Below are 19,033 nucleotides of genomic sequence, written 5' to 3'. Positions count from 1 at the left end.
TGAGGGATCTAGCGGTCGGCCTCGACGTAGATGGTCTCGTCGGTGCGGAAGGCGGTGTCGAGGTCGGCGACGTCGGGGCGTACGCCCTGGCGGTAGGCGCAGTGGCGGATGCGGTCGGGGGTGAAGCCCGCCCGGGTGAGGACGTGGCGCAGCTCGTCCAGGTCGTAGATCCACTGGTGGCCGTAGTGGCGGAAGATCTGGTTGACCAGGAACGCCGGGCGGTCCGGCATCGGCGGGCCGAAGCCGAGGGTGGTCAGGCGGCGGCGGTGCTTGGTGAGGAAGCCGTCGCCGGTGGCGTAGCCGACCAGGTAGCGGGCGAGGTCGGGGGTGGTGACGCGCAGGACGCCGCCGGGGCGCAGGACGCGGCGGGCCTCGCTCAGCCAGCCGACGGCGACGGGCATGGTGACGTGCTCGATGAGGTGCTCCGCGTACACCCAGTCGACGCTGGCGTCGGCGAAGGGCAGGGGCTTGGAGATGTCGAGCCGGGTGAACCAGCGCTCGCCGTCGACGCGGTAGAGCGTGCCGGGTTCGGCGGCCGTGTCGGGGCTGCGCAGGGTGGCGAGGTCGGTGCCGAGGCCCTCGGGGTGAGCGGTGCGGAAGGCGGCGAACTCGATTCCGGTGAGGCCGAGTTCGCGGAAGTCCGCTTGGGTCTGCGGCAGGGGCCCGGGGTGGGGCTCGAGGGTGGTGCAGGTGGCGACGTCGGCGCTGAACTCGTCGAGCCGGGTGGCCAGTCCGTCGGGGTCGTCCCAGTCCCAGCCGGGGAATCGGGTGTCGGGTGTGGTCATCGTGGGTCTCTTTTCATGGTGAACGGGGCCCGGTAGCGCCCCGGTTCATTCGGGCTCACGCCCTCGCGGGCCAGGGGGTGACGGCCGTGCGGTCGAGGTCGGCGAGCCGGGGGCGGCCCAACAGGGCCATGGTGTGCTCCAGTTCGTCGCGCAGCAGGTCGAGGACCCGCAGCACTCCAGCTTCTCCGCCGGTGGCGAGGCCCCAGAGCACGGGCCGGCCGACCAGGACGGCGCGGGCGCCGAGGGCCAGGGCGGTGGCCAGGTCGGCGCCGGTGCGCACCCCGCCGTCGAGGAGGACGGGCACGGTGGCGGGGACGGCGTCGACGACTTCGGGCAGGGCGGCCAGGGCCGGGATCGCACCGTCGAGTTGACGGCCTCCGTGGTTGGAGACCAGCACGGCGTCGGCGCCGTGCTCGACGGCGAGGCGGGCGTCCTCGGCGGTGAGGATGCCCTTGAGGACGATGGGCAGCCGGGTGCGTCGGCGCAGCCAGGCGAGGTCCGCCCAGGTCAGGCTGGGGTCGAACTGGCGGCGGGCGTGTTCGGCGATGCCCGAACTGCCGTCGGCGGCCCGGTGGCTGGCGCTCATCAGGGCGGGGTCGAGGTTGACGGCGCGGACATCGGGCGGGATGGCGAAGCCGTTGCGCAGGTCGCGCAGCCGTCTGCCGATCCTTGGGGCGTCCACGGTCAGGACCAGTGCCCGGAAGCCGGATGCCTCGGCGCGCTCCACCAGGGCGGTGAGGGCCTCGCGTTCGCGCAGCCAGTACAGCTGGAGCCAGAGCGGGCCGGTGGACGCCTCGGCGATCTCCTCCAGGGTGCGGCTGGCGAACATTCCTGCCACGAACAGGGCTCCGGCGCGGCCGGCGGCGCGGGCGGTGGCGGTCTCCCCGTCCGGGTCGACGAGCCGGTGGTAGGCCATGGGGGCGATGCCGAGCGGTGTGCCGAGGGGGCTGCCGAGCAGGGTCAGGGCGGGTTCGCAGGTGGTGACGTCGACCATCGTTCGGGGGCGAAGCGCATAGTGGGAGAAGGCTTCGCGGTTCGCCGCGAGGGTGCGTTCGTCGCCGCTTCCGCCCGCGATGAAGTCCCAGATTTCCCGGGTGAGTTCTGCGCGCGCGGCGCGTTCGATCCCGGCCAGCGTGAGTGCTCCCACGGGCATCCTCGTTTCCCGGACGGCCACGCTCGGACCAGTCCCGGTTCGGCAGCGTAGGAGGAAGGGTCCCATTGGTATAGACCTTGATTTGACCAATCGTCTGTGCCAAGGTCTGGCCACGGAATTGACCGTTTTGGATATTAACGGCGTTCATGTCAAATCCCCTCGCTTCGTGGAGCGGTGTTGACCCGTATTTCCCCCTCCTCACTTCCGCCCTCCCCGCCACCTCACGCCGACGCCCAGGAGAACTGGGTGGACGAACTGTTGCTGGCCGGGCCGGGGGGCGAGGAGTGCCTGCACCTCGGCACGCCCCTGGACCGCGCCGCCCTGCGCGCGCTGGTCGAGGAGCAGTGCACCCGGCTGGCCGCCGTCGGGCTCGGGCCCGGCGGCACCGCCGCGCTGCGCCTGCCGCCCTCGGTGGCCTTCGTCACGTCGCTGCTGGCCTGCTGGCGCCTCGGCGCGCAAGTCGCACTGCTCGACCACCGCCTGACCGATCACGAGATCGAGGCAGCGGTGGAGCGGCTGGCCCCCCAGGTGCTGGTCGGCGCGACCCACGGACCGGCCTCGGCGCTGCGCGGCTTCTCCGAGGTGGAGCCGGAGGCCGTCGCCCTGCCCGGGGGCCGGCCGGCCGCCACCGGGCACGCGCTGATCCAGCTCAGCTCGGGCTCGACCGGCCCGGCCAAGGTGATCGCCCGCACCGCGAGCGACGTGATCCGCGAACTCGACTGCTACCGCAGACTCATGGACTTCCCCGGCGGGGGCGACCGCGTCGTGCTGCTCTCCTCGGTGGTGCACGTGCTCGGCCTGGTCGGCGGACTGCTCAACGCGCTGCGCGCCCGCACCGCGCTGACGATCCCCGAGCGGATGACCGCGGCCGGCATCCTGGCCGCCGTCGCCGCGAGCGACCGCCCGACCACCGTCATCGGCGTGCCGTTCCACGCCGAACTGCTGGCGGGCACCGTCGCTCCCCCGGCGCTGCCGCTGCTGCGGCGGATGATCGTGGCGGGCGAACTCGTCCGCCCCGGGCTGGCCGCGCTGTTCACCGAACGCTACGGCGTGCCGCTCGGCACCATGTACGGCATGACCGAGACCGGGGTCATCGCCACCGACCTGTCCGGCGCGCTCAACCCGGCGAAGCGGCCCGTCCACGGGATGCGGCTGCGCCTCGTCGGCGGCGAGCTGCAGATCGGCGCGCCCACCTCCCCGTACCCAGGGCTGGACGACCCGACCCGCTGGTCGGACGGCTGGCTGCACACCCGGGACGCGGCCGAGCTGGACGAGGTGTACGACCTGGTCACCGTCCTCGGCCGGCTCGACTCCCAGGTCTCGATCGGGGGCCTCAAGGTCGACCTCACCGAGGTCGAGCAGGCGCTCACCGCACTGCCCGAGGTCCGCGAGGCCGTCGTCGTCTTCGAGGACGGCGCCATCGAGGCGTACCTCGCCACCGAACCCGACGCGGACCTCTCCCTCGTGCACGACGGGCTGGCCCGCCGGCTCGCCGCCTACAAGCGGCCGCGGCGCCTGGCGCTGCTGCCCCGACTGCCCCGTACCGCCACCGGAAAACTGCTGCGCGACCCGGCCGCCCTGCGCGACACCGCCGCGACCGCCCCGCGCTGAACCCCTGACGTCGAACCCTGACGTCGGGCCCCCTCACGCACCACCCGCACCGACCGAGCTAGGAGCCCACCATGCAGGACCGCATCCGCGCGTTCGTCCTCGCCTCCCTGACCGACATGCAGTACGACGTCTCCGAGGTCACCGGGGACACCGACCTCGGCCCGGCCGGTCTGGACCTCGAGTCGCTCGCCCTGGCCGAACTGTCGGTGCAGGTCGAGGACGAGTTCGGGATCAAGTTCGACCTGGACGAGATGGAGACCACCGCGATGATGACGCTCGACGAGTTCACCGCCGACGTCGCCAAGCGCATCGACGCCCTGGCCACCAGCGCCGCCGCCCCGGTCGGTGACGCGGCGTGACCGCCCTGGACGATGGGGTCGCCGTGGACGGGGCCGGTCGGGCACTGCCCGACCGGGCCGAGGTGATCTCGATGCTGGCGGCGTTCGGGCAGCGCGCCGCCGAGTCCGTGCCCGAGGAGCTCGGCTCGCTCGAGCTCACCTGGCTGATCGCCGAGTTCGAGCAGCGCTACGGCTTCCAGCTCGACCTCGACGACGAGGGCTTCGCCGCCGTGCGCACCGTGGACGACGCCGCCGAGCTGCTGCGCGCCACCGTCCTCGCCGAGCGCGCGGGCGCCCGGCCGTGACCGGCGCCCGGCTCTCGGGGATCGCACCGCCGGGCGGGCGCCGGCCCGTCCTGGTCACCGGCGTCGGCGTGCTCAGCGCCGCCGGACGCGGGCTCGCCGCGCTGAGCGAGGCCGCCGCCCACGGCAGGCCCTCCTTCGGCGACGTCACCCGCTTCGACGTGAGCGCCCGCCGCACCACCCGGGCGGCGCTGCTGCCCGAGGAGGTGCCGGTGGCCGCCACGATGCCGCCGGCCGGAGCGTCCCCGGTGGCCGGCGCCGTACTGGACGCGATCGGGCAGGTGGGACCGCTCCCTGACGGGACGCCCGTCCTGCTCGCCCTCCACAGCGACGAGCGCACCGGCGCCACCGCCCGGGCGGTCGCCGCCGGTGTCGAGCGGCTGTGCGGCGCCCCGGGCGTCACCCGGGTGTACACCGGCGCCTGCGTGGCCGCCTCCACGGCCGTCGCCGACGCGGCCGCGATGGTCGCCACCGGACGGCACGAGCGCGTGCTGGTCGCGGCCGGGCACCTCGTCGAGCCGGGGGTGTTCGCCGTCTTCGACGCCGGGCGCGCCCTGGCCCGCGACGGCGAGCTACGCCCGTTCAGCAGCGGACGCACCGGCACCCTGCTCGCCGACGCGGCCGTGGCCGTGCTGCTCGAGGCGGCCCCGGCCGCCGAGCGGCGCCGCGCCACCGCGCTCGCCCGGCTGACCGGCTGGGGCCGTTCCGGGGACGCCCACCACGTCTGCCGCCCCGAACCGGAGGGCACGGGCCTGTCCCGGGCGATCGAGGCCGCGCTCACCCGCGCCGGAATCGCCCCGGCCGAGGTCGGTTACGTCAACGCCAACGGCACCGGCTCCACCCTCGCCGACCTCGCCGAAGCCCGCGCCCTGCACCGGGTGTTCGGCCCGCACACCGCCGAACTGCCGGTCAGTTCCAGCAAGTCGGTGCACGGACACGCCCTGGAAGCCTCCGCCCTGCTCGAACTCGCCGTCACCGTCGGCGCGTTGGACTCCGGCCTGCTCCCGGTGAACGCCGGCGCCCTCGGAACGGACCCGCAGATCGGCCTCGACCTCGTCCTGGACGGCCCCCGCGCCGCCCGCCCGGGCCACGCCCTCAGCCTCAACTCCGCCTTCGGCGGGGCCAACACCGCCCTGCTGCTGGCCGCCGCATGAACACCATGAACACCATGAACATTACGAGCACCACCAACACCATGAACGCCACGAACGCCACGAACACCGCCAGCACCATGACCGCCGTCACCACCGCCGCGACGGCGTACGGGCTGCGCGTGATCGCCGAGGCCCGGGCCGACGACGACGCCGCACCCCCGCCGCCGCTGCCCGGCTTCGCCTCCTCGGGCTTCAACCCGCTGGTCGCCGAGGTCGCCGACCGCTGCCTCGCCGCCCACCACGGGCAGCCCCCGGCCCCCGGGCGCACCGCCCTGCTGCTGGCCAGCACCAGCGGCGACCGCGCCACCGCGCGGGCCATCGACGAGTCCGCCGAGCCCGGGAGACGGCCCGCACCCCTGCTGTTCTTCCAGTCCAACCCCAACGCCGTCCTCGGGCACATCGCCGCCCGCTGGGGCCTGACCGGCCCCGTCGTGGCAATACGCCCGGCCGAGACCGCACCCGGCCGCATCCCGGCCGACGCGCTCGACCACGCCGCGCTGCTGATCGCGGACGGGGACGCCGACCGCGTCCTGGTCATCGCCGCCGAGGAGACGGCCCAGGGCCCTCACCGGGCCGTCGCCGCCCTGCTGGCCGACTGACCCGCCCCCGACCACCACGCGCACACCTTCCGCCGGGCCGCCGTCGAAGCGCGCCCCGCCTGCCTGCCCTGCACCGCCTGCCCCACCCGCCCTGCCACCGAACGCCCGAGAGGGAGCCACTCGTGTCCATCCGCAGTCTCCGCCGCCTGCTCGCGGACGACCCCGCCGTCGGCGCCGGGAACGTCCTGGAGGCCCGGCTCGCTCTCGGCCTCGCCCTGGACGACCCGCTGATCACCTTCGACACCCCGGTCGACGACCACGCCGCCTGGCAGCCCTTCACCCTGCGCGAGCTGGACCGCGCCGTCCGCGCCCGCGCCGGCGCGCTGCACCTGCTGGGCATCACCCACCGCGACCCGGTGGTGGTGTACGCGAGCGCCGCCGCCGACCACGTGCTCGCCTTCCTCGCCCTGGCCCGCCTCGGCGCCATCCCCGCCCTGCTCAACCCCAACCTGGACGGCGAGCGCGCCGCCCGCTACATCGCCCGCCTCGGCGCGGCCGGCGTACTCGCCGACGAGGCCCACCTGGCCGCCCTGGCCGGCCACGAGGTCGGCGCGCCGCTGCTGCCCGAGATCGGCACCCTCGGCGCGGGCGACCCGGACGCCGCCCCGGCGCCGTACCGGCACTGGTCCGGCGACCCGGTGGCGATCACCCACTCCTCCGGCACCACCGGCATGCCCAAAGCCGTCGTCCACTCGCACACCAGCCTGTACGCGGCGATCCACCACCGCCTCGGGCTGCCGCGCCCCCAGGGCCAGGAACGGATGCTCAGCGCCCTGCCCGCCCCGCACGCCGCGACCCTGATCGCCCTCAACCTCGCGCTCAGCTCGCACACCGAACTCGCCCTGCTCTCCGGCCAGTCCGGCGCCGGGGTGCTGGAGGCGATCGAGCGGTGGCGCCCCAGCGGGGTGATCGGCTTCGCCGCCACCTGGGCCGACCTCGCCCACCACGACCTGGCCGCACGGGACCTGGAGTCCGTCGCGCTCTGGTGGAACACCGGCGACTGCGCCCACGAGGTGCACATCCGCCGCCTCATCGCCACCGGAAGTCGCCGGACCGTCACCCGCAACGGCCGTACCCGCGAAGCCGGTTCGCTCTTCGTGGACGGCCTGGGCTCCACCGAGATGGGCCACTCGCACTTCTTCGTCACCCACGGCCCCGGCACCGAGCGCTACGGGCGCTGCGTGGGCCGCCCGCACGCCTTCGTCGACTGCGAGGTGGTCGGCCCGGACGGCGAGCCGCTCGGCCCCGGCGAGGTCGGCGAACTCGCCACCGCCTCCCCGACCCTGGCGCTCGGCTACTGGAACGACTCGGCCACCACCTTCCGCACCCGGCTGCGCGGGCGCTTCCTCACCGGGGACCTGATGTACCGGGACGAGGCGGGCTACTACTACCACGTCGACCGCGTCGTGGACTCCGTCCAACTCGACGGCGGCGAGCGGCTGTTCACCGCCATGTCCGAGGAACGGGTGCTCGCCGCCTGCCCCGACGTGCTGGACTGCACCGTCGTGGCCGTGCGCGACGGCGACCGCGTGGTCACCGACGTCCTGCTGATCCTCGCCGAGGGCGCCGAGCCCGGCCTCGACCGTACGAAGGCCGTCACCGCCGCCCTCGACGAGGCCAGCGCCGCGACGGTGCGCCAGGTGCTGGTGGTCTCGGGCGAGGACATCCCGCTCGGCCCGACCGGCAAGGTCCGCAAGGTCCTGCTGCGTCAGCGCCATCTCGGCGCGGTGAGCGCATGAGCGAGCGATGGGGGTACCCCCGGCCGGAGACTGAGGGAGAGCAGGACTCGAGCAGGCGCGGCGCACGGCCCGGCGCCGTCGTCACGGGCCTGGGCCTGGTCTCGCCGCTCGGCCGCAAGCCCGCCGAGGTCTTCGAGGCGCTGGCCGCCGGCCGCTCCGGCCTGAGCGCCGTGCCCGAGGGCCACGCCGCCCACGGCTGGCTCCCCGCCGCCGGGATCGCCCCACCGGTGGACGGCAAGGAGGTACTGCCGCCCACCGAGACCCGCTGCGTGGACCGCTTCGTGCTGCTGGCCCTGGCCGCCGCCGACGACGCGCTCGCCGACGCGGGCCTGGCCGTCGGGCGCGACGTCGACCCGCACCGCACCGCCGTGGTGCTGGCCACCGGCGGCGGCGGCCTGGAGACCTTCGAGCAGCAGTCCCACCGCCGCCTGGAGCGCGGCCGCCCCGGCGTGAGCCCGTACCTGCTGCCCGGGATGCTCTCCAACATGGCCACCGCCCGGATCGCCATCAAGCACGGCATCCGGGGCTACAGTTCGGCCGTGGTGACGGCCTGCGCGGCCGGTGCCCAGGCCGTGGCCGAGGGGCTGCGGCTGATCCGCTCCGGCGACGCGGACGTGGTGGTGTGCGGCGGCACCGAGTCCTCGCTGCACCCGACCATCGCCGCCGCCTTCACCAACGCCCGCGCCCTGGCGCAGGGTTGGGAGGACCCGACGGAGGCCAGCCGGCCCTTCGACAGCCGGCGCAACGGCTTCGTCCTCGGCGAGGGCAGCGCCGTCCTCGTCCTGGAACGCGCCGAGCACGCCGACGCCCGGGGCGCCGGCGGCTACGCCGACGTGATCGGCTGGGGCGCCTCCACCGACGCCCACCACCCGACCATGCCCCGCCCGGACGGCTCCGGCGCCGCCGACGCGATGCGCGCCGCCCTCGCCAACGCGGGCCTGACGCCGGGCGACATCGACTACGTGAACGCCCACGGCACCGGCACCAGGATCGGTGACGTGGCCGAGACCGCCGCGCTGAACGCCGTCTTCGGCGAGCACCGCCCCGCGGTCAGCTCCACCAAGGGCGCCACCGGCCATCTCCTGGGCGCCGCAGGCGCGTTGGAGGCCGCCGTGACCGCCATGGCGGTGGCGCGGGGGACGCTGCCGCCCACGCTCAACCTGACCGACCCCGACCCGGCCTGCGACCTGGACCACGTCCGCGGCGCCGCCCGCACCGGCCCCGTGCGCGCCGCTCTGAGCAACGCCTTCGCCTTCGGCGGCCACAACCTCAGCCTGATCCTCGGCCCGGCGTCCACCCGGTCAACCCGCTAATCCACCATCCCTCCGGGGGAGATCCCGATGACCGTCCAGACCATCAGCCACGTCGAATTCCACTGCGAAGACGCCGACAAGTACGCGGCCGGCCTCTGCGCCGACTACGGCTTCACCGCCGAAGCCCCCGTCGCCGCGCCCGACGGCACCCGCACCATCGCCCTGCACCAGGGCACCATCCGCCTGCACCTGGCCGACGCCGCCGACCCCGGCCACCCCGTCTCCTCCTTCGTCGCCCGCCACGGGGACGCCGTCGCCGTGCTCGCCCTCGGCTGCGCCGACCCGAACGCCGCGATGGACCGCGCCGAGCGGCACGGCGCCCGGGTGATCGACCGCGCGGGCGGGCTGATCGCCGGCTTCGGCGACACCGCCCTGCGCTTCGTCCCGCTGCGCACCACCGACCCGGCGGCCGGCCCCGGCCTGCTCGACACCCTCGACCACGTCGCGATCTGCGTCCCCGCCGGCCAACTCGCCGAGTCCGTCAGGTTCTGCGAGGCCGCGCTCGGCTTCCACCGGATCTTCGGCGAGTACATCGAGGTCGGCGAGCAGGCCATGGACTCCAGCGTGGTGCAGAGCGCCTCCGGCGAGGTCACCTTCACCCTGATCGAGCCCGACACCGCTCGTCGCCCCGGCCAGATCGACGAGTTCCTCACCTCGCACGGCGGCGCCGGCGTGCAGCACCTGGCGTTCAGCACCCGCGACATCGCCACAGCCGTCCGGACGATCCGCGCGCGCGGCGTGGAGTTCCTGACCACCCCCGGTGCGTACTTCGACGCGCTCGCCGAGCGGTTCGGCGAGACGGCCATCCCCGTGGAAACCCTGCGCGACCTGCACGTCCTCGTCGACCAGGACCACGGCGGCCAGCTGTTCCAGATCTTCGCCCGCTCCACCCACCCCCGGCGCACCTACTTCCTCGAGCTGATCGAGCGCCAGGGCGCGGGGACCTTCGGCACGGCGAACATCAAGGCCCTGTACGAGGCCGTCGAGCGCCAGAGCACCGACGCCCGCTGACGACCCCGCCACCGAGAAGGAGAGCGCGCCGATGACCACCACCGCCGAGTTCCACCTCACCGACGCCGACCGCGCGTTGCTGCCCACCCCCGAGGAGGTGGCGCACTACCGCGAGCACGGCTGGTACCTGACCGGAAAGCTCTTCACCGACGAGGAGCTGGACACCCTCCAGGCCGCCACCGAGCGCTACTACGCGGGCGAGCGGGACCGCGAACTCCCCGTCCGCCCGCCCCGGTTGGCCGCCTGGGAGCCCTCGCACGGCCCGGTGCAGCGGCACAACGACTACGTGCACTACGAGAGCGACGCCATCGGCGCGATCCTGCGCAAGCCGCTGGTCGGCGCCGTCGCCGCGCTGCTCGCCGGGGCCGAGGAGATCCGGATCTTCCAGTCCACCCTGATCCTCAAGCCGCCGGTGCCCGAGGAGCCCAGCAACCGGGTGCCGTGGCACTTCGACAAGCACTACTGGCAGACCTCCTCCTCGGAGGAGATGCTCACCGCCTTCATCCCCTTCCACGACTGCCGGGAGGAGAACGGCACCATCACCATGGTCGACGGCAGCCACCGCTGGAAGGAGCTGCCCTCCGGTGAGGACTCCACCCGGCACTTCGCCGACCGCGACGGCAGCGAGCTGGACGCCATCCTGGCCGCCAACGCCGCCCACAACGGCGCCGAGGTCGTGAAGGTCCCGATGCTCATCCCGCGCGGCCACATGTCCTTCCACCACTGCCGCACCTACCACGGCTCCGGCCCCAACCTGGCCGACTTCCCGCGCCGCGCCGTCTCCCTGCACCTGCAGGACGGCGCCAACGAGTACCGCCGACACGAGAAGGCGGACGGCGGCCCGGTGGTGTACAACCACGACGTGCTGGTGCGCCGCACCGCCGACGACCGGCCGGACTACGCCGACCCGGCGTACTGCCCGACCACCTGGCGAGGGGTCCTGTGACCGCACCCCTCGACTCCCCCGGCGAGCGCTACCGGATGCTGCGGCTGATCCGCGGCTTCGAGGAACTGGCACTCGCCCTGGTCAGGGCCGGGGCGATCCCCGGCGGCATCCACCCGTACATCGGCCAGGAGGCCGTCGCGGTCGGCGTCTGCTCGGCGCTCGGCCCGGCCGACACCCTCACCAGCACCCACCGCGGCCACGGCCACGTCCTCGCCCGGGGCGTGGCCCCCGACCGGCTGCTCGCCGAACTCGCGGGCCGCGTCGACGGGTTGAACCGCGGCCGGGGCGGCTCCATGCACGCCGCCGACCTCGGGCTCGGCATCCTCGGCGCCAACGGCATCGTCGGCGCCGGAGCCCCGATCGCGGTCGGCGCCGCCTGGGCCGCCCGCCAGGCCCGCACCAGCGCCGTCGCCGTCTCCTTCTTCGGCGACGGCGCGCTCAACCAGGGCGTCCTGCTGGAGTCGCTCAACCTCGCCGCGATGTGGCGCCTGCCGGTGGTCTTCGTCTGCGAGAACAACGGCTACGCCACCACCCTGCCCGCCGCCACCGCCGTGGCCGGCAGCGCCACCGGCCGCGCCGAAGCCTTCGGCATCCCCGCCGAACGGGTCGACGGCATGGACGTGGAGGCCGTACGGGCCGCCGCGCTGCGCGCCGTCCAGCGGGCGGCGGACGGCGGCGGCCCCGGGTTCCTGGAGTGCCGCACCTACCGCTACGAGGGCCACCACACCATGGAACGCAGGATGAAACTGCGCTACCGCACCCCCGAGGAGGTCGAAGCCTGGCGCGACCAGGACCCGCTCCCCCGCGCCGCCGCCCTGCTCGAGGCCGCCGCCGTCGGGGCCATCGACCGGGAGGTCGCCGAACTGCTGGGCAGGGCCGAGGAGTTCGCCCTCGCCTCGCCGCACCCCGACCCGGCCGGGGCGCTGGACCACCTGTACGCGGACGGGCTGCGCCCCCGGGCGGGGGCGACGGCGTGACCAGACTCTCCTACACCAAGGCCCTCAACCGGGCCCTCGCCGACGAACTCGCCGACGACCCGGCGGTGTGCGTCTTCGGCGAGGACATCGGCGCCGGGATGGCCGGCCCCACCCTGGGCCTGCTGGACCGCTTCGGCGCCGAGCGGATCGTCGACACCCCGCTCTCCGAGCAGGCGTTCACCTCCATGGCGATCGGCGCCGCCCTGGCCGGGCGCCGGCCCGTCCTGGAGTTCCAGATCCCCTCGCTGCTGTTCCTGGTATTCGAGCAACTCGTCAACCAGGCACACAAGTTCTCGCTCATGACCGGCGGCCAGGCGTCCGTGCCGATCACCTGCCTGGTGCCCGGCTCCGGCTCGCGGGACGGCTGGGCCGGGCAGCACTCGGACCACCCGTACAGCCTCTTCGCCCACGCCGGGATGAAGACCGTGGTGCCCGCCACCCCGACGGACGCCTACGGGCTGCTGCGCTCGGCGATCCGCGACGAGGACCCGGTGGTGGTCTTCGCCCCCGCCGCCGCCCTGCCCGTACGCGAGACCGTCACCTGGGAGCTGGAGCCGATCCCGCTCGGCCGCGCCCGCATCCACCGCCCGGGCACGGACGTCACCGTGGTCGCGGTCGGCCACCTCGTCCACGACGCGCTCGCCGTCGCCGAGGAGCTGGCACCCGAGATCTCCGTCGAGGTGCTGGACCCGCGCACCCTGTACCCCTTCGACCGGGAGGCCCTCGCCGCCTCCCTGGAGCGCACCGGCCGCCTGGTGGTCCTCGACGACTCCAACCGCAGCTGCGGCTTCGCCGCCGAACTGCTGGCCACCGCCGCCGAGGAGATGCGCCTGGTCGCCCCGCCCCGGCGCATCACCCGCCCCGACGGCGCCGTCCTGCCCTTCGCCCCCGCGCTCGACCGCGCCCTACAGCCCTCCCGCGAGCAGCTGCGCCACGCGCTGCACGCCGTCCTCAAGCACACCTAAGGAGCCGAGTTGTCCACCAACCGTTACCACTGGGACCGCAGCCACCCCGGCCTGACCAGCCTCCAGCAGGCCATCGACCCGCTGCGCCGCGAGGTCGTCGGCCACTCCGTCTACCACGGGCTGACCAGCATCGACCGCGTCCGCACCTTCCTGAACAGCCACGTCTTCGCAGTCTGGGACTTCATGTCGCTGCTGAAGAGCCTCCAGCGCGACCTCACCTGCGTCGAGGTCCCCTGGGTGCCGAACGGCCCGACCGCCAGCCGCCGGCTGATCAACGAGATCGTGCTGGTCGAGGAGAGCGACGAGCTCGGCGAGGGCTACACCAGCCACTTCGAGCTGTACGTCGAGGGCATGCGCCAGGCCGGGGCCGACCCGGCCCCGATGGCGGAGTTCCTGGCCCAGCTGGGCTCCGGCAGCGCCGTCCCGCTGGCCCTGAAGGCCGCCGAGGTGCCCCAGGCCGCCGTCGACTTCACGACCACCACCTGGTCGATCGTCGAGGACGCGCCGGTGCACTGCCGGGCCGCCGCGTTCGCCTTCGGCCGCGAGGACCTGATCCCGGAGATGTTCACCCAGGTTGTCGGGATCCCGGACCCGGACGGCGTGCTCACCGTCTTCAAGGACTACCTGGCCCGCCACATCGAGGTGGACGGCGAGCAGCACACCCCGATGGCCATGCAGATGCTGATCGACCTGTGCGGCGACGACCGGGCCAAGTGGGAGTCCTGCGCCGAGACCGTCCAGCTCGCGCTGGAGGCCCGGCTGCGGCTCTGGACGGCGATCGAGCAGTCGTTCTGACGGTTTCGACCTCGCGTCAGATGATCCTGGGCACCAGGGCGGCCGTCGCGGGCAGCGCGTCGGCCGCCGCCCGGTAGCGGTGCAGGGCCGCCCGGCCCTGCACCCCGCGCGCCCGGGCCGCGAGCCTGGCCGGCAGCACCACCGTGCACAGGAAGCCCCGGCCGTCGAAACCCTCCACCGTCCAGCACACCCACGGGACGGGGAAGTTGGCCGCCGGACTGAACAGCACCGGCCGCTGCCCCTGGAAGGTGATGCCGTACGCGCCGAAGCGGCTCCAGTTGGAGAAGCTGAAGCGGCGCGCCGCCGGGTCGAAGCCCAGCGGCACGCAGTCGGCCATCCGGGAGCGGCCCGCCGCGGCGAGGAAGGCCAGGTTGGCGCGCAGGTTGAGGTGCTCGGCCGGAAACTCCTCCACCGCCGTACGCAGCGCGGCCGCCAGCGCCGCCGCCCCGTCCCCGGGCCGGTGCGGCAGGTGCACCTCGCTCAGCAGGTTGCCCACCAGGGCGGGTGAAAGGCCCAGCCAGCGGCGGGCGTTGACCGGGACGGTGACCATCCGCTCGGCCTCGTCCTCGTCCAACTCCCGCAGGGTGCTGATCAGATGGGCGCAGACCACGTCCCCCGAGGAGAGCCTGCGCCCGGCCTTGGCGCTGAACTCCTCCCGCATCCGGCGCACTTCGTCCTCGGTGAGGAGCACCTGCACGATCCGGTTGGCGCGCGGCGCGAAGGCCACCTCGTTCGCCAGCAACTGCGCCTCGGCGGCCGTGGGCAGCCGGAAGCCGGGCCGGCCGCAGTCCTTCTCCGGGAGCACGGAGTGCAGCAACGCGTCCTGGTCGTCGACGAGTTCGGCCTCCGGAAGCAGCTCGCCCTCGACGGCCGCCGACCAGGCGCGCATCAGCAGCATGAAGCTCTGCAGGTCCCCGATCGCGTGGTGCCAGGAGCAGCCGAGGACCGTCCCGCCGTCCGAGGTGCGGGTGAGGCGGACGGTGAGCAGCGGGAGGCCGCCGAGGCGGGCGGCGCGGGCGTCCACCGGGTCGACGAGTTCGGAGCCGGTCGCGGTGGCCCGGCCCATGGCCTCGGCGAGGGTGCCCTCGACGGCGTAGACGTCCAGCGGCACGCCGGTGTCGTCGCAGACGGCCGTCAGCTGCTCCCCCTCGGTGCGCAGCCGTCCGGCGAACACCGGGACCCGCTCCAGGGCGAGGGCCAGGCCCTCGGCGAGCCGGTCCTCGTCCAGCGGGCGCTCGAAGTAGAGGACGACGGAGACGGAGAGGTCCGCGAGCATCGTGTCCATCAGCCCGCAGCGCAGCTCCCGGCCGGTGGCATGCCCGGCCCTGACGATCCGGCGACGGCTCAACTGCGGCCAGATGCTCATGAGTTCCGTCCCCAAGTGATCGAGACGCCGGCGGCGGGCACGCCGAACGATAGTGCCGCGCCGAGCAGGTGGTCCAGTCCAATCCACGATCCGGAGCAATCCGGTCCGATGCGCGGAGCACACGGTCCGGAACTAGAATGCTCGGCATGGGAGAGCGCCCGGGCGCACCCACCGCGCCGCCCCTCGTCCTGGTCACCGAGACCGGGTCACGGCTGATCGATCCGAGCCGCGCCTACCACCTCGGCCGAGATCCGACCGGCGAGATCGTCCTGCCCGACCCCCGGGTCTCCTGGCACCACGCGGTACTGCACGCCGTGGACGACCACTGGCGCCTCGAGGACGTCGGCAGCACCAACGGAACCTACGACCACGGGCAGCGCGTCACCGGCGAGGACGTCGGCCCCGGCACCAGCCTGCGGTTCGGGGACCCGGCCACCGGCCCCTCCGCGACCTTCGCGGGCCTGCCCCGCTCCGACCCGGACGCGCGGACCTCCCTGCTCGCCCCGCAGTCCTCCAGCACCTTCCGCCGCCCCAGCTCCGTCCTGGAACTGCCCGGGCGCGCCGTGCGGATCGGCCGCTCCCCCGACAACGACCTCGTCCTGGACGACCTGGTCGTCTCCCGCCACCACGCCGAACTGCGCGAACTGCCGGACGGCGGCCACGAGATCGTCGACCTGAACAGCCACAACGGCACCTACCTCAACGGCCGCCCCGTCCAGCGGGCCCCCGTCGGCCCGGCCGACATCGTCGGTATCGGCCACTCCGCCCTCTGCCTCGACGACGGCCGACTCGTCGAGTACACCGACACCGGCGAGATCTCCCTCGACGTGCAGCACCTCGTGGTGCGCGTCGGCCCCGACCACCGGGTACTGCTCGACGACGTCAGCTTCCCGCTCGCCGAGAAGGCGCTGCTCGCCGTCGCCGGCCCCAGCGGCGCCGGAAAGTCCACCCTGCTCAACGCCCTCACCGGGCTGCGCCCCGCCGACGAGGGCACGGTGCTCTACGACGGACGCGACCTGTACCGCGACTACGCCGAGCTGCGCCGCCGCATCGGCCTCGTGCCGCAGGACGACATCCTGCACACCCAGCTCACCGTGCGCCGCGCCCTCGCCTACGCCGCCGAACTGCGCTTCCCGGGCGACACCGCCCGGCACGAGCGCGAGGCCCGCGTCGACGAGGTGATCGGCGAGCTGGGCCTGAGCAGCCGGACCGACCAGGTGATCTCCAGCCTCTCCGGCGGCCAGCGCAAACGCGTCAGCGTCGCCCTGGAGCTGCTCACCAAGCCCTCGCTGCTGTTCCTGGACGAGCCGACCTCCGGGCTCGACCCGGGCATGGAACGCTCCGTGATGCACATGCTGCGCGGGCTCGCCGACGACGGACGCACGGTGGTCGTGGTGACGCACAGCGTGCTGAGCCTGAACGTCTGCGACCGGCTGCTGGTCCTGGCCCCGGGCGGGCGCACCGCCTACTACGGGCCGCCGGGCGAGGCGCTCGGCTACTTCGGGTTCGAGGAGTGGCCGGAAGCCTTCGAGGCGTTCGAGAACGAGGAGCACGCCGCCTGGCAGCAGCGCTTCCGCGCCTCCCCGCAGTACGGGCGGTACGTGGCGGCCGAGGCGGCTCCGCCCGTCACCCCGCCCGTCTCCCCGCCATTCGCCTCGCCGCTCGCCCCGCCCCTCGCCCCGCCCCTCGCCTCGTCACTGCCGGTGATCGGGCGCGAGAAGCCCCAGGGCTGGTTCTCCCAACTCAGCACCCTGGTGCGCCGGTACACCTCCGTCCTGGCCGCCGACCGGCTCTTCCTCACCATCATGGTCGTACTGCCCTTCGTCATCGGCCTGATGTGCCGGGCCATGGCCGGCTCGCGCCTGTCCCCCGACAACGCCGTCAACTGCCTGCTCACCCTCTGCATCGGCGGCCTGCTGACCGGCTCCGCCAACTCGGTGCGCGAGCTGGTCAAGGAGCGCGCCATCTACCGGCGGGAGCGGGTGGTCGGGCTCTCCAGATCGGCCTACCTGGTCTCCAAGGTGGTGGTGCTGGGCGCCGTCACCGTCGCGCAGGCCGCCGTGCTGACGGTGGTCGGCCTCGCCGGGGTGAACCTCTCCTTCGCGGTGCCCACCGGCGTGGTGATGCCCCAACTGCCCGAGCTGATCATCGCGGTGGCGCTGCTCGCCTTCTCGGCGATGATGCTCGGCCTGGTCGTCTCCGCCCTCGTGGACAAGGAGGAGGCCACCATGCCGCTGCTCGTGCTGCTGTCCGTGGTGCAGATCGTCTTCAGCGGGCTGATGCTGAAACTGCACGGCGTGCCCGGCCTCGAGCAGTTCGCCTGGCTGATCCCCTCCCGCTGGGGCCTGTCGGCGATGGCCCGCACGGTCGAACTGCACACCGTGTTCCCGACCGCGATCACCGCCGACCCGATGTTCCGCCACGAGCGCACCGGCTGGCTGGTCAGCATCGCCGTGCTCCCCGTGCTCTCGGCGGCGTACGGGCTGCTCGTCCTGGCCCTGCTGCGGCGGCACGAGCCCGCCATCATGCGGCGGTAGTCCCGGTTCGGCGATGGCCCCGGTTCGGCGACAGCCCCGGTTGTCGGCCCGCCGGTAGAGTGGAGGAGCAGCGAGGAAGTGCAGCCAGCAATGGACGAGTTCGCATTCCGCCCAAGCCATGTCGCCCCGCCGGGCGGGATGGCCAGCTGGGCGGCCCCGGACCCCGCCCGGCCCTCCGCCCGGCTGGACGAGCTGCTCCCCGTACGGGTACTCGCCCGCCAGGGCGACTGGGCGCAGGTGCTCTGCTCCAACGGCTGGACCACCTGGGTCGACGGCCGCCTCCTGGTCCTCCTCCCCCAGCCCCCGCCCGAGACCGGCGGCGCCCCCGCGCCCACCCCCGACGCACGCGCGGCCCTCGCCGAGGTCGAGGCTGCCCTCGCCCGCTACCGGGCCCTGCTGGACGCCCTGGCGGCGGGCGGCCTCGACCAGTCCACCTTCCGGGAGCGGACGCGCGGGCTGCGGGTGGGCCTGGTGCTGGACGGCCCGCGAGTGTGGGTCTTCGACCCCGCGCAGGACCGCTGGAGCTACGGCGAGGGACTGCAGTCCCAGCCGTACGCGGCCGCGCCCGCACCGAGTGGGGACGGCGCCTACGCGCCCACCCAGGCGGGCGAGCCGTGAGCGCCGCCGAAGTCCCGGCCACCGCCGCCCTGCCCTCCGGACTGGTCGGGCGGCGCGTCGCGGCCTACCGGCTCGAGGAGGAGATCGGGCGCGGCGGCATGGCGGTCGTCTACCGCGCCAAGGACCTGCGGCTCGGCCGCAGCGTCGCCGTCAAGCTGCTCGCCCCCGAACTGGCGCGCAACGAGGTCTTCCGCAAACGGTTCATGCACGAGTCGGAGGCCGCCGCCGCGATCGACCACCCCCACATCGTCCCGGTCTTCGACGCCGGCGAGCAGGACGGCATCCTGTACCTCGCCATGCGCTACGTCGAGGGCGGGGACCTGCGCTCCCTCATGACCCGCACCGGCCCCCTCCCGCTCGACCGGGTCACCGACCTCACCCTGCAGATCGCCTCCGCGCTCGACGCCGCCCACGCCCACGGCCTGGTGCACCGGGACGTCAAACCCGGCAACGTCCTCGTCGCCGCCGGAACGGACGGCGAACACCCCGAGCACCTGTACCTGGCCGACTTCGGGCTCACCAAGAAGTCCCTCTCCCTGAGCGGCCTGACCAGCGTCGGCCAGATCGTCGGCACCCTCGACTACGCGGCCCCCGAACAGATCTCCGGCAAACCACTCGACGGGCGCTGCGACCAGTACGCCCTGGCCTGCGTGGTCTTCGAGCTCCTCGCCGGCACCCCACCCTTCCGCCGCGAGAGCGACCTCGCCCTCCTCTGGGCCCACCTCAACGACCCCCCACCCACCCTCCACGAACACCGCCCCGATCTCCCCACCCCGGTCGAAGCCGTCCTCGCCCGCGCCCTCGCCAAAGCCCCCGACCAGCGC

The 19,033-nt window shown here is 74.0% G+C and carries 18 protein-coding genes; 15 read left to right on the top strand and 3 right to left on the bottom strand.

Annotated elements, in window-relative coordinates:
• Positions 1-8 precede the first annotated feature (8 nt).
• On the bottom strand, positions 9-785 hold the full coding sequence (locus tag IH61_RS49540) for a class I SAM-dependent methyltransferase (protein ID WP_031068549.1): 777 nt from the start codon (positions 783-785) through the stop codon (positions 9-11).
• A gap of 55 nt (positions 786-840) precedes the next feature.
• Positions 841-1,938 carry an alpha-hydroxy acid oxidase gene (locus tag IH61_RS0111790; protein ID WP_031068547.1) on the bottom strand — a complete coding sequence of 366 codons (1,098 nt, stop codon included), beginning with the start codon at positions 1,936-1,938 and terminating at the stop codon, positions 841-843.
• 246 nt (positions 1,939-2,184) lie between these two features.
• Between IH61_RS0111790 and IH61_RS0111785 the strand changes: the two genes are divergently transcribed.
• From IH61_RS0111785 to IH61_RS0111730, 12 genes are all read left to right on the top strand, one after another.
• The gene (locus IH61_RS0111785; RefSeq protein WP_031068545.1) at positions 2,185-3,549 is read left to right on the top strand and encodes a class I adenylate-forming enzyme family protein; all 1,365 of its coding nucleotides are present in this window, start codon (positions 2,185-2,187) and stop codon (positions 3,547-3,549) included.
• 71 nt (positions 3,550-3,620) lie between these two features.
• Positions 3,621-3,908: a phosphopantetheine-binding protein gene (locus IH61_RS0111780; RefSeq protein WP_031068544.1), complete on the top strand. Its 288-nt coding sequence runs from the start codon at positions 3,621-3,623 to the stop codon at positions 3,906-3,908.
• Positions 3,905-4,192, top strand: a complete 288-nt coding sequence (locus tag IH61_RS0111775; protein ID WP_234327143.1) for an acyl carrier protein — start codon at positions 3,905-3,907, stop codon at positions 4,190-4,192. The genes IH61_RS0111780 and IH61_RS0111775 overlap by 4 nt, the downstream gene beginning before the upstream one ends.
• A complete protein-coding gene (locus IH61_RS0111770) occupies positions 4,189-5,343 on the top strand; it encodes a beta-ketoacyl synthase N-terminal-like domain-containing protein (protein ID WP_199823302.1) in 1,155 nt (384 codons plus the stop codon). The genes IH61_RS0111775 and IH61_RS0111770 overlap by 4 nt, the downstream gene beginning before the upstream one ends.
• Positions 5,344-5,357: 14 nt before the next feature.
• Entirely contained in the window at positions 5,358-5,942 is a 585-nt protein-coding gene (locus IH61_RS0111765) for a beta-ketoacyl synthase N-terminal-like domain-containing protein (RefSeq protein ID WP_199823301.1), read from the top strand.
• 122 nt (positions 5,943-6,064) lie between these two features.
• The gene (locus IH61_RS0111760; RefSeq protein ID WP_031068535.1) at positions 6,065-7,681 is read left to right on the top strand and encodes a class I adenylate-forming enzyme family protein; all 1,617 of its coding nucleotides are present in this window, start codon (positions 6,065-6,067) and stop codon (positions 7,679-7,681) included.
• Positions 7,678-8,994: a beta-ketoacyl-[acyl-carrier-protein] synthase family protein gene (locus tag IH61_RS0111755; RefSeq protein ID WP_078911024.1), complete on the top strand. Its 1,317-nt coding sequence runs from the start codon at positions 7,678-7,680 to the stop codon at positions 8,992-8,994. The genes IH61_RS0111760 and IH61_RS0111755 overlap by 4 nt, the downstream gene beginning before the upstream one ends.
• A 27-nt stretch (positions 8,995-9,021) precedes the next feature.
• Positions 9,022-10,005: a 4-hydroxyphenylpyruvate dioxygenase gene (gene hppD / locus IH61_RS0111750; RefSeq protein WP_031068531.1), complete on the top strand. Its 984-nt coding sequence runs from the start codon at positions 9,022-9,024 to the stop codon at positions 10,003-10,005.
• Positions 10,006-10,036: 31 nt separating this feature from the next.
• Positions 10,037-10,951, top strand: coding sequence for a phytanoyl-CoA dioxygenase family protein (locus tag IH61_RS0111745; RefSeq protein WP_031068528.1), 915 nt, complete (start codon positions 10,037-10,039; stop codon positions 10,949-10,951).
• Entirely contained in the window at positions 10,948-11,928 is a 981-nt protein-coding gene (locus IH61_RS0111740) for a thiamine pyrophosphate-dependent dehydrogenase E1 component subunit alpha (protein WP_234327142.1), read from the top strand. Before IH61_RS0111745 ends, IH61_RS0111740 begins: the two co-directional genes overlap by 4 nt.
• Positions 11,925-12,893, top strand: coding sequence for an alpha-ketoacid dehydrogenase subunit beta (locus IH61_RS0111735; protein ID WP_031068524.1), 969 nt, complete (start codon positions 11,925-11,927; stop codon positions 12,891-12,893). The genes IH61_RS0111740 and IH61_RS0111735 overlap by 4 nt, the downstream gene beginning before the upstream one ends.
• A 9-nt stretch (positions 12,894-12,902) precedes the next feature.
• Positions 12,903-13,688 (top strand): DUF3050 domain-containing protein, encoded by a 786-nt coding sequence (locus IH61_RS0111730; protein ID WP_031068522.1) that lies wholly within the window; start codon positions 12,903-12,905, stop codon positions 13,686-13,688.
• Positions 13,689-13,704: 16 nt separating this feature from the next.
• On the opposite strand, the gene IH61_RS0111725 is transcribed toward IH61_RS0111730, so the two are convergent.
• The gene (locus IH61_RS0111725; protein WP_031068521.1) at positions 13,705-15,054 is read right to left on the bottom strand and encodes an acyltransferase; all 1,350 of its coding nucleotides are present in this window, start codon (positions 15,052-15,054) and stop codon (positions 13,705-13,707) included.
• 146 nt (positions 15,055-15,200) lie between these two features.
• On the opposite strand from IH61_RS0111725, the gene IH61_RS0111720 reads away from it, so the two are divergent.
• The 3 genes from IH61_RS0111720 to IH61_RS0111710 form a co-directional block, all read left to right on the top strand.
• The gene (locus IH61_RS0111720; protein ID WP_031068520.1) at positions 15,201-17,591 is read left to right on the top strand and encodes an ATP-binding cassette domain-containing protein; all 2,391 of its coding nucleotides are present in this window, start codon (positions 15,201-15,203) and stop codon (positions 17,589-17,591) included.
• A 90-nt stretch (positions 17,592-17,681) separates the two neighbouring features.
• The gene (locus IH61_RS0111715; protein WP_031068518.1) at positions 17,682-18,209 is read left to right on the top strand and encodes a hypothetical protein; all 528 of its coding nucleotides are present in this window, start codon (positions 17,682-17,684) and stop codon (positions 18,207-18,209) included.
• Positions 18,206-19,033, top strand: an 828-nt coding sequence (locus tag IH61_RS0111710; RefSeq protein WP_234327141.1) for a serine/threonine-protein kinase, incomplete at its 3' end; no start/stop codon positions are given. The genes IH61_RS0111715 and IH61_RS0111710, both read left to right, overlap by 4 nt.

The organism is Streptomyces sp. NRRL WC-3742 (assembly GCF_000720635.1).
Lineage (GTDB): Bacteria > Actinomycetota > Actinomycetes > Streptomycetales > Streptomycetaceae > Kitasatospora.
This window is presented reverse-complemented; position numbering and strand designations above follow the sequence as displayed.